At 49.0% G+C, this 241-nt stretch carries 1 tRNA gene; it reads left to right on the top strand.

The window, feature by feature from the left end:
* The first annotated feature begins 45 nt into the window (after positions 1 to 45).
* Positions 46 to 122 (top strand) — tRNA-Met (locus tag H4J52_RS03105).
* Positions 123 to 241: the final 119 nt, after the last annotated feature.

Consider the following 241-nt stretch of genomic DNA (forward strand, 5'->3'; position numbering starts at 1 on the left):
GAATTAAAACCTTTAGGGCTTCCTACTTATTGTAGGTCATTCGGACGCGGGATGGAGCAGTCTGGTAGCTCGTCGGGCTCATAACCCGAAGGTCGTCAGTTCAAATCTGGCTCCCGCAACCAATTCTTCTAAAGAGAATTAAAACCTTTAGGGCTTCCTACTTATTGTAGGTCATTCGGACGCGGGATGGAGCAGTCTGGTAGCTCGTCGGGCTCATAACCCGAAGGTCGTCAGTTCAAAT

The organism is Colwellia sp. MB02u-14 (assembly GCF_014076915.1).
In the GTDB taxonomy this organism is placed as follows: domain Bacteria; phylum Pseudomonadota; class Gammaproteobacteria; order Enterobacterales; family Alteromonadaceae; genus Colwellia_A.